Origin of the sequence: Bacillus haikouensis (assembly GCF_013179555.1) — a bacterium.
Taxonomy (GTDB): Bacteria; Bacillota; Bacilli; order Bacillales; family Bacillaceae_B; genus Rossellomorea; species Rossellomorea haikouensis_A.
This window is the reverse complement of record NZ_JABMCR010000146.1, coordinates 1-10817: the sequence shown is the minus strand read 5'-3', so window position 1 is coordinate 10817 and position 10817 is coordinate 1. Positions and strand designations below refer to the sequence as shown.

Here is a 10817-nt window from a genome sequence, read left to right as displayed (position 1 = left end):
ATGAGGAAAAACAGGTAAACGAACAAATGTTCTTGTGTTATAGTAAGTATAGAACATTATAAACCCGTTCAGTAAGTTCAGATACGGGCAGAGAAGTTCGAAAGGGGAATGTTCGTGGCCAACCAGACACAGTCCATGGCTTACAATGATGATGCAATTCAGGTTTTAGAGGGCTTGGAAGCCGTTCGAAAAAGACCTGGTATGTACATTGGCTCTACTGACTCCAGAGGGCTGCATCATTTAGTATATGAAATTGTAGATAATGCAGTAGATGAAGCACTAGCAGGCTTCGGTAATGAAATCACAGTCACCATACATAAAGATAACAGTATTTCTGTTCAAGACAGAGGTCGCGGAATGCCTACCGGTATGCATAAAATGGGAAAACCTACGCCTGAGATTATCCTGACAGTCCTTCACGCAGGTGGGAAATTCGGTCAGGGAGGGTACAAGACAAGCGGCGGACTCCACGGGGTCGGGGCTTCCGTTGTCAACGCGTTGTCTGAAAGGCTTGTCGTTACGATAGAAAGAGACGGCATCAAATATGAACAGCGTTTCTTTAAAGGCGGAAAGCCAGAGACGACGCTTGAAAAAATCGGCAAAACAAAAAAAACGGGAACTCTTATACACTTTAAACCAGATCCCGACATATTCAGTTCGACCACTTATAATTATGATACGTTATGTGAACGTCTAAGAGAATCAGCCTTCTTGTTGAAGGGGTTGAAAATAGAAATCATAGATCAACGGCACGACCAAAAAGAAGTATTCCTTTATGAAAGCGGCATACAGGCCTTCGTGCAATATTTAAACGAAGAGAAGGACAGCCTTCATAACGTTGCGTTTTTTGAAGGTGCGAACCACAGCATCGAAGTGGAATTCGCATTCCAGTTTAATGATGGATTCTCCGAAAATATCTTATCGTTCGTCAACAATGTCAGGACTAAAGACGGCGGGACTCACGAAGCAGGAGCTAAAACAGCAATGACAAGGGTCTTCAATGAGTACGCCCGTAAAGCGGGAATCCTAAAAGATCGCGATAAGAACCTAGAAGGGACGGATATCCGCGAAGGCCTTGCAGCCATAGTGTCAGTCCGCATCCCGGAAGAATTGCTCCAATTTGAAGGTCAGACGAAAGGAAAGCTGGGAACAAGCGAAGCCCGTTCTTCAGTGGATTCCGTTGTTTCAGAACATCTTCTTTATTTTCTTGAAGAAAATCCGGAAACAAGTTCACTGCTGATCAAAAAATCAATCAAAGCCGCACAGGCACGCGAGGCAGCCAGAAAAGCACGAGAGGATGCACGCAACGGGAAAAAACGTAAACGTTCCGAGACTGTATTATCAGGGAAACTGACTCCTGCTCAATCAAGAAATCCGCAGCGTAATGAACTGTATCTGGTGGAGGGAGATTCTGCAGGAGGTTCTGCAAAGCAGGGACGCGACCGTAAGTTCCAGGCAATCCTTCCGCTGCGTGGGAAAGTCATCAACACTGAAAAGGCGAAACTGCAGGATATCTTCAAAAATGAAGAAATCAATACCATCATCCATGCGATTGGTGGCGGGGTAGGACCAGAATTCAACGTTGAAGACATCAATTACGACAAAATTGTGATCATGACAGATGCCGATACGGACGGGGCGCATATCCAGGTTCTGCTCCTTACCTTCTTCTACCGCTACATGAAACCGCTTGTGGAAGCAGGAAAAGTGTATATCGCCCTTCCTCCGCTATTTAAAGTGAGCAAAGGAACAGGAAAGAAAGAAAAGATTGAATATGCCTGGACGGATGAAGAACTTCACGGCGCCATGAAAAAAATCGGCAAAGGCTATATGATCCAGCGCTATAAAGGACTCGGTGAAATGAATGCTGATCAATTATGGGAAACGACTATGGATCCTGAAACCAGGGCCCTCATCAGGGTACGAATTGATGATGCTGCTCGTGCTGAACGGCGTGTTACGACATTAATGGGTGATAAAGTCGAACCCCGCCGTAAGTGGATAGAAAGCAATGTAGCATTTGGCTTGGAAGAAGACGGCAGTATATTAGAGAATGAAAACATCACGGTCGCAGAGGAGGGGTAAAACATGACAACTGTAGAAAGATATCAAGATTTGCCTCTTGAGGAGGTACTTGGCGACCGGTTTGGAAGATATAGTAAATATATTATTCAAGAACGTGCCTTACCAGATGCGCGGGACGGGCTGAAACCCGTTCAGCGACGGATCCTTTATGCCATGTATGTAGATGGAAACACACAGGAAAAAGGTTTCCGTAAATCAGCCAAAACAGTCGGTAATGTAATCGGCAACTATCACCCTCATGGTGATACTTCCGTTTATGATGCCATGGTTAGAATGAGCCAAACATGGAAAGTGCGGAACTATCTTGTTGAAATGCACGGAAATAACGGAAGCATCGATGGCGATCCGCCTGCTGCCATGCGTTATACAGAAGCGAGACTTTCAGCTATTTCAATGGAATTATTGCGTGATATCGATAAGAGTACGGTCGAATTCATCCCTAACTTTGATGATACTTCAAGTGAACCGACCGTTCTTCCTTCCCGTTTTCCAAATTTGCTGGTGAATGGTTCGACGGGTATATCGGCAGGATATGCAACTGACATCCCGCCCCACCATTTGGGTGAAGTAATCGATGCAGCCATCATGCGCATCGAAAAGCCACAGAGTTCAGTCGATGATCTAATGACTGTCATTAAAGGGCCCGATTTCCCTACCGGCGGAATCATCCAAGGCGTTGACGGCATTAAAAAAGCGTACGAGACCGGCAAAGGAAAAGTCGTTGTACGCGGCAAAGCTGACATCGAAAATATACGCGGAAGCAAGCAGCAAATCGTCATTACTGAAATTCCTTATGAAGTGAACAAAGCGAACCTAGTAAAGAAGATGGATGAATTCAGATTGGACCGCAAAGTGGAAGGGATTGCCGAAGTTCGTGATGAGACCGACCGCGAAGGGCTCCGGATCGTCATCGAATTGAAAAAGGATGCAGATGCCAATGGCGTCTTGAATTATCTTTATAAAAATAGCGATTTACAAATTTCCTATAACTTCAATATGGTGGCAATCCATAACCGACGCCCTGAACTTATGGGGCTTAGACAATTATTGGACGCATATATTGTGCATCAAAAAGAAGTGGTAACGAACCGCACGAAGCATGACTTAAAAAAAGCAAGAGATCGACAGCATATTGTTGAGGGATTAATGAAGGCTCTATCTATCCTTGATGAAGTTATCGCTACGATCCGTGCATCTAAGGATAAAAAAGATGCGAAGAACAACTTAATCGAGCACTACAATTTCACTGAAGCCCAGTCAGAAGCAATCGTGAGTCTTCAGTTATACCGATTGACCAATACAGACATTACTGCTTTAAGGGATGAAGCAGAAGAGCTTCGGAAATTGATAGCGGAATTAACAGCGATAGTGGAAAGTGAAAGTAAGTTGTTAAGTGTCATCAAAAAAGAACTAAAAGCAATCAAAAAACAATTTGCAGATGCGCGACGTACGCAAATTGAAGAAAAAATTGAAGAGATCAAAATCAATCTTGAAGTATTGATTGCCAGTGAAGACGTCATGGTGTCAGTCACCCGTGATGGATACATCAAGCGTACAAGTCTTCGATCATACGCAGCATCTAATGGTCAGGACCTTGCCATGAAAGAGACGGACAGGCTGCTTGCACAGTATGAGATGAATACCACGGATGTTCTTCTGGTCTTCACCAATAAAGGGAACTATATATACTGCCCTGTGCATGAATTGCCAGACATCCGCTGGAAAGACCTTGGCCAGCATGTAGGGAATATCGTCCCAATTGATCGTGATGAACAAGTATTAAAGGCGATTCCGATTAAGGAATTTGATGAAGGAAAATACCTTCTGTTCATTACCAGAAACGGCATGACCAAGAAATCTGAACTGTCCCAATATAAAGCGCAGCGATATTCCCGCCCTCTAGTGGGAATCAACCTCAAAGGCGATGATTCTTTAGTGGACGTCCATCTGACCGATGGAAGCCAAGATCTCTTCCTGGCAACATACATGAGCTATGGTTTATGGTTTGCAGAAGAAGATGTAAGTATCGTCGGTCCTAGAGCTGCTGGAGTCAAAGGGATCAATCTTAAAGATGATGACTTTGTCGTTTCAGGTAAAGTGATAAGTGATCATGTAAAAGAATACGTATTGCTGGTCACTCATCGCGGCGCAGTGAAAAAGATGAAGCTATCAGAGTTTGAAAAGACTACCCGTGCCAAACGCGGAGTCATTATGCTCAGGGAACTTAAATCAAATCCCCATCGAGTCGTTCGGATTGAAGTGGTCAAGGATACTGAAATGGTTGAATTGATAACGAAGAAAGGAAAGACCGAAAATATAAAGGTATCGGATTTGCGAGCAAATGACCGGTATTCTAACGGATCATTCGTGATTGATGAAGCTGAAAGCGGTCCTGTTACAGAGACTTGGGTAAAATCTACTGAAAACGTTGAATGATCGGATAAAACGGCTAAGGACTCCTTAGCCGTTTTTTTAATGGGATAACAGCCATTCTATGTTGCAACAAGTACATTTCAACAGGAATACATTGTATAGTAAACGTATGAATATGCAAAATTGTTGTACAATCAAAACACATGATTGTACAACATTCAATATTTTTACATCAATATGAAATTTGCAATTGATAGAAAAATATTTATTTGATAGATTTAAAAAGTGTCATTTGGGGTAAACATACATAAGCTCATGCAATTTACATTTTATTACATACTGGAGGGCATTCATCTATGGAATTATTTAACACCATTATCGGTACGTTAAATGAGTATATGTGGTCATATATTCTTATTGCAGGTCTTGTGGGTCTTGGACTTTATTTTTCATTACGCACCAAGTTTGTACAGTTTCGATATATTGCTGAAATGGGGCGTTTATTGACAGATAAAACGACGATTTCAGCAGAGGGGAAAAGAGGAATTTCCTCATTCCAGGCATTCACAATCAGTACAGCATCACGAGTTGGAACAGGAAATCTTGCAGGTGTTGCAACAGCGATTGCCGGGGGAGGACCCGGTGCTGTATTCTGGATGTGGTTGATTGCTCTATTAGGAGGGGCGACCAGCTTCATTGAAAGCACGCTGGCTCAGATTTATAAAGTGAAAGATGGAAAAGATGGATTCCGCGGCGGTCCTGCTTATTACATGGAAAAAGGTCTGAACGCGCGCTGGATGGGAATTCTCTTCGCTGTTATTATTACTTTTTGTTTTGGATTAGTGTTTAATTCGGTACAATCCAATACCATTTCACTTGCAATGGAAGGCGCATATTCTTTTGACCGCTTAACTACCGGAATCATTTTAGCGGTACTGACGGCTCTCATTATCTTTGGAGGGATCAAGCGGATCGCTCATGTTACTCAGATACTGGTTCCTGTGATGGCAATCCTTTATATTATTCTCGCACTTTATATCTTGATCACTAATATTACGATGCTTCCCGATATGTTCGTTATTATTTTTGAAAGCGCATTTGGATTCAGGGAAGTTGTAAGCGGCGGAGTTGGAGCCGCTATTATGATGGGTATCAAACGAGGTCTGTTCTCAAATGAGGCAGGTATGGGTAGTGCGCCGAATGCAGCTGCATCTGCCGGAGTCTCACATCCGGTTAAACAAGGTTTGATCCAGACTCTTGGTGTATTCACCGATACAATGATCATTTGTACGGCGACTGCCTTTATGATCATTCTATCAGATCAATATACTGCCGGAATCGACGGTATTCAGTTGACCCAGGCTGCATTAAGCTTCCATGTCGGTCCATGGGCTGATACATTTGTTGCGATTGCAATCTTCTTATTTGCCTTCAGTTCCGTCATCGGTAACTATTATTATGGTGAAACGAATATTGAATTCATCAAATACAGTCCAGCTGCACTGTTAATCTATAGACTTGCCGTGATAGGTATGGTCGTCTTCGGTGCAGTCGTGAAGCTTGATGTCGTATGGGGACTTGCTGATTTATTCATGGGCCTCATGGCCATCATCAACCTTATCGCCATTACCTTGCTCACGAGAATTGCACTTGCTGCGTTAAAAGATTATCGTGCACAGAAGAAACAAGGAAAAGATCCTGTATTCTATTCCAACTCCATTAAAGGATTGAAGGGAATAGAAAGCTGGGATGAGAAACCGGTAACTAAATCAGAGAAACTATAATAATGGCAAAGACCAACTCATAAAAATTGAGTTGGTCTTTTTTACATACTTTTTCCTTATTTGGTCATGATAATAAAGAATTATCTGACCGAGGAGGGGACACTTTGCGTAAAGAGTTATTGTTTGCTTTTAGTACTTTTTTCATTTTATCTTTACAAGCGATCGCTGGAAATTTTTCAGAAGAAAATCATAGTGAACAGCCTGAGATCAATCAACTGACCGTTAAGTCCTACTCTAAAGATGTAACTGGAGATGGGAAAACAGATAAAATTGAGCTTAAAGCCATCCCATACTCACCTGATGCATTATTTTTAAAAGAAGTATGGGCTGAAATTACAACATCCAATGGCAGCGAAATGCGGATCGATTACGAGGGCGGCTATGAGCCTCAAATAAAGTATGTTGACCTAAACCATGACGGAATAAAGGATATGCTGTTTTCCACTGCAACAGGAGGCAGCGGAGGACTGTATTACATGGCTCTTCATACACTTGCTGATAATAAATTGCTTAATCTTGGTTTGCCAGAAGGACTTACGATTCAAGCTCAATTTCAAGACAACTATAAATCTGTTATCACATTCACCGATACCAATCAATCGTATACGATTGACTTAAGGGACCGTAAAGAAGAATATGAGCGTCTGGGCATCTATACCGACGGAAAATTAAATGAACCAATGGAATTGATTGTTAGCCCCTTAGCGTTTTTCGAACCTTCCAAAATCAAGGGGAAGACAGACAAGGGGTTAAAGGGGTACCAGCAGATCAGTGGAGCATACAAAGCTGACGGGATCGGCACGGCGGAGTCCTACTGGTATTACGAAAATGATAAATGGAATCTGGTTGAAATAAACTGGCAGGAGGATTCGCTGCAGAAGCACACAAGATAGGCGTTTGACATACACTGCTATAAGCCCAAATCTGAAGGAGGCTTATAAATGAGTGAATTCCATCCTGAGAAGTTAGCTGTCACCTATTTGCCGCCGGCTTCAATCTTCAATCCGATTGACAACAGAAAGTACACATTGACTCACTCTGATACAAATGGGCAACTATACTTAAGTATAGGTTCTCAGTATGATTTATCGAAAATAAACGCTCAAATGAGAGATGAAGTACTCGGGGAATGGCGGCGTGAACTTGGTCAATACACACTCTTCGGAAAAGTGTATGTAAGTGGAGGAGAGTTTGATGAGAAACTTTCTAAGGTTCGTTTCATGATTTTCAAAAAGGAAATTCCGCTTGCATTGAATGCTTTCGTAAATGGAGATAACGGATTTTATACGTATTATCCCTGGCTTCTTGATGCACCAGTTTATATTTATTTCGAATCTGTATTCAATGAGTTTAATCAAGTTATCTATTTCGGAACCCCAAGACAATACTTAGTGAAAATGAACCATGCATAAAGGGCTGAGATCTCTTTATGCATTTTTTTACTTTTACTAAAATCATTTTGGTTACAAAAGATAAAAAGAGGGTTTATTATGCGATTTATTCCAAAAAGCGAAGAGGTATAGTTTTCCTGTATATAAAAGATAAAAGCAAACATTTGTAAATATAATTAAAAATCATCCAATTAACAGAGTTGAGTTAAAGAATGGTATTATGTTAACTAAACCAAATAGGACCCGATACATAGAGACAGGAATCCAAACAGAATCACATTTTTTGATATATATTGATATATCCTGAGGATATAGGTTCCATTTGTCAGATCAACTGAAATCATCAATCAAACCGAATTTGATTTACAAAAACGACCGGCCGAAAGTGATCCAGATAAATCAACTAAGTTCTTTAAATAACAAGAAATTTTAAATTTCGTCTCAATATTAAGAGTATACTTTTGATATGAGACAATTTCAGCTATTTTTATTTAACTTCCTAGAATATATATTATGTTAACTAATAAAAAATAGCACTCTATTCTGTTATGAACAATAATTGTACTAGTATTTCCCTACATAAATGATTTTTTCGATAAAAATATCATGCTTCTTCTTTCTTCTAGAAGATTTTTTCCGTCTGATAATAACTTTCACTTTTGTAACTGGTAATGTTTCTTGGGTTCATTGTCAGATTCGTTCTCATTGGGTGCATTCCTTTCGGTTTTTATTGAATGAATAGTTCTTATAATTATTTACTTCGCCCTTGATCAAATCAACATTAACCCGTTGGTCGTTACGTAATTTGTTTCTTTTTCAATATTGTCCGTAACACCCCGCCACTACATCCTACTACAGTTGTGGTCAACAGTTCCCTTGTAGGATATCCTATCTAGCGGTCTAAGCGCCGGCTGACTATTTAGTCTAGCATTAAGAACCAAGAAACCGGAGCAGAAAGGACTAATTGAACTGTGAAATGCCAACAAGATAGAGCCTCAACATATAGCTCATGTGTCGTCGAGTTCCCCAGTTAAATAAATTAATCACAAACGAACGCCGCCAAAGGGGAACTTTAGCGGCGTTTTCTATTATTCAGAGATAAGCTGCAGTACATTCAGCTTATTTATTGATACCCAGGTAAGAAAGGGAATCTTTCACGGTGGCCATCGTAGGGATGGAAGGCAAATCTATATGCATGCTGGTTGCCTTCATAGCGAATTCAGGCCGTAAGCCCGTGACGATTGAACGTACACCAAGCATGGATAAAACGCTGGTTAGCTTAAAAAGATGATTAACGACGATATCATCAAAGGTATAAACCCCAGAGAAATCAATGATTAAATGATTAACGTTCTGGTCTTTTACCTTGACAGGTATAATCTCTAAAAATAATCTAGCTTTCTCCTCATCTATTTTGCCCGATAAAGGAAGTACGGCTATTTCGTTCATTAAAGGAACCAATGTTGCCGACAGTTCATTTATTTCTTCCATCAAGTCATTCTGTTTCTTCTCGGTCTCCTTTCTTTTTGTAATGTCCCTTACATATGTCTGAATTGCCTTTTTATCCCCAATCATGACAGGATGACAATATAATTCCACGTCTACTGCTGTTCCGTCCGATCGGTAGACCGTTTCTTCAATCACCTCTGCGGGCTGACCATAGGCGGATTGTATTCTCTGTCTAATGGAGGCTTTTGACGTTTCCTTGAAGATATCAAGGGGGCTCCCGCCAACTACTTCCTCTCTAGTGGTTTTAAAGAAAGTTTCAGCTGCCTGATTTATAAATATAATACGGTAATCGGTATGGATAATGAGTGGGTCAAGTGAATATTCCATAACCTCAAGATAATCTATTTCTGAAATTGTTTCCCTCAAAAACTTTCACTCCTTTCCACCTACGATACAGGTTATTTATTTTGTTAGCAAGGAAGTAGTTCCTGCGGGGATGAAGAGCATGATTCTGGTCCTGAACTCCTGATTTGCAACTAAAAAATCGTTGAATTTCTTTTTCTCATAACTGGAAAAAGACGTTCCTTCTGTACTCTAAGATAGAAGAAACGTCTTTAGTATTTGTGTTCAGTCATTCAAAATAAACTCATTTAAGTACTGACCGATCCTCACCATCATCTCATTTCCTGATGAATTATCTAATAATTTATCGATTAATACTGCCGCGTAAATCGTTTGATGTTTATAGCGCATAATGGCACAGTCATGTTCGACCCCGGGCAGCTCACCCGTTTTATATGCCGTATATACCAAATTACGATTCATACCGCCAAGGAGTTTCTGGCAAAATTGCTGATTATGCAGAATCCGGAGCGTTGATTTCCTGGTGTTTAGTTGAAACAGATCTTTGTTGTCTATAGCCTTTAAGCAGTTTACTGCATCGGCTGCGGAGATATGAATATCTGCCCCTGATTTCAGGGCATCAAAATCCATCAGTTTGCGATTTAATTTTGTATCGTGCAGGTTAAGCAATCTGCATTCTTCTCCTAATGTATTCTCAACTCCTCCTATATTCAACAAGACTGACTGATTGATTATATCTTGATTGTATTTGTTCATACGTTTTGAAGGTTTGCATCAGTTAAAGTTTGAAATTCTTATTCAATTAACTGGCACTTTAACGGAATAAGGGTTTGTATGGCTTTTTCAATGTTGTTAATCCTTTGTGTCATTTAACAAGGTTGTAACCAATCTGGACTATTGTATCAAATAAAATGACACAATAGTCCAGATTGGTTACTATTAAATACAGTAATACCAACGACTATTGTGTCAGGACTTTCGTGTCGCTCGTCAATATCATCAGGAACAAACTTCCTTAAATTGATTTAGGAAAAACCCAAAGCTTTATGTCACAAATCCATCTCTTTAATCCTGTTAAGACAAGCAACTTCTAACTTATATCAAATATCCCTATGATTTATAAATTGTTAAAAACTACAATCCCTGGACACCTTGGATAGACTACTTAAATAAGAACTCTGTTACTATTTTAAGACTCGGCGTTATAAACCGTTCACCCATACTGCGTTTTATCGTCGTCAATCCATGAATGGAAGCAAAATAATAAAATGCCATTTCTATTGGACTTCCTTCTTTAAATTGACCAAGCTCCTGCCCTTTTTCGATTAATTGAGCAGTTTGTTTAAACATTTTTTCACTTTGTTTATTCAGA

7 protein-coding genes and 1 pseudogene are annotated in these 10817 nt (G+C 40.4%); 5 read left to right on the top strand and 3 right to left on the bottom strand.

Annotation, left to right across the window (positions count from 1 at the left end; translation table 11 throughout):
- Positions 1 to 114 precede the first annotated feature (114 nt).
- From parE to HP456_RS14210, 5 genes are all read left to right on the top strand, one after another.
- A complete protein-coding gene (gene parE / locus HP456_RS14230) occupies positions 115 to 2085 on the top strand; it encodes a DNA topoisomerase IV subunit B (protein ID WP_312857765.1) in 1971 nt (656 codons plus the stop codon).
- Between the two features lie 3 nt (positions 2086 to 2088).
- Positions 2089 to 4521, top strand: coding sequence for a DNA topoisomerase IV subunit A (parC, locus tag HP456_RS14225; RefSeq protein ID WP_172252201.1), 2433 nt, complete (start codon positions 2089 to 2091; stop codon positions 4519 to 4521).
- Positions 4522 to 4814: 293 nt separating this feature from the next.
- Entirely contained in the window at positions 4815 to 6242 is a 1428-nt protein-coding gene (locus HP456_RS14220) for an alanine/glycine:cation symporter family protein (RefSeq protein ID WP_172252199.1), read from the top strand.
- Positions 6243 to 6346: 104 nt separating this feature from the next.
- Positions 6347 to 7135 (top strand): YybI family spore inner coat protein, encoded by a 789-nt coding sequence (locus HP456_RS14215; RefSeq protein ID WP_172252197.1) that lies wholly within the window; start codon positions 6347 to 6349, stop codon positions 7133 to 7135.
- A 48-nt stretch (positions 7136 to 7183) separates the two neighbouring features.
- Entirely contained in the window at positions 7184 to 7654 is a 471-nt protein-coding gene (locus tag HP456_RS14210; RefSeq protein WP_172252194.1) for a staygreen family protein, read from the top strand.
- Positions 7655 to 8752: 1098 nt separating this feature from the next.
- On the opposite strand, the gene HP456_RS14205 is transcribed toward HP456_RS14210, so the two are convergent.
- The 3 genes and pseudogenes from HP456_RS14205 to HP456_RS14195 all read right to left on the bottom strand — a co-directional run.
- A complete protein-coding gene (locus HP456_RS14205) occupies positions 8753 to 9508 on the bottom strand; it encodes a PAS domain S-box protein (RefSeq protein ID WP_172252192.1) in 756 nt (251 codons plus the stop codon).
- A 201-nt stretch (positions 9509 to 9709) separates the two neighbouring features.
- Positions 9710 to 10201, bottom strand: a complete 492-nt coding sequence (locus HP456_RS14200; RefSeq protein WP_281358049.1) for a serine hydrolase — start codon at positions 10199 to 10201, stop codon at positions 9710 to 9712.
- A gap of 405 nt (positions 10202 to 10606) precedes the next feature.
- Positions 10607 to 10817, bottom strand: a pseudogene (locus HP456_RS14195) (TetR/AcrR family transcriptional regulator); the annotation flags it as partial.

Bases quoted from the DNA above. Each gene is read 5' to 3' on its own strand.
- parC (WP_172252201.1), top strand. From the start codon at position 2,089: ATGACAACTGTAGAAAGATATCAAGATTTGCCTCTTGAGGAGGTACTT.
- HP456_RS14220 (WP_172252199.1), top strand. From the start codon at position 4,815: ATGGAATTATTTAACACCATTATCGGTACGTTAAATGAGTATATGTGG.
- HP456_RS14210 (WP_172252194.1), top strand. From the start codon at position 7,184: ATGAGTGAATTCCATCCTGAGAAGTTAGCTGTCACCTATTTGCCGCCG.
- HP456_RS14200 (WP_281358049.1), bottom strand. From the start codon at position 10,201: ATGAACAAATACAATCAAGATATAATCAATCAGTCAGTCTTGTTGAAT.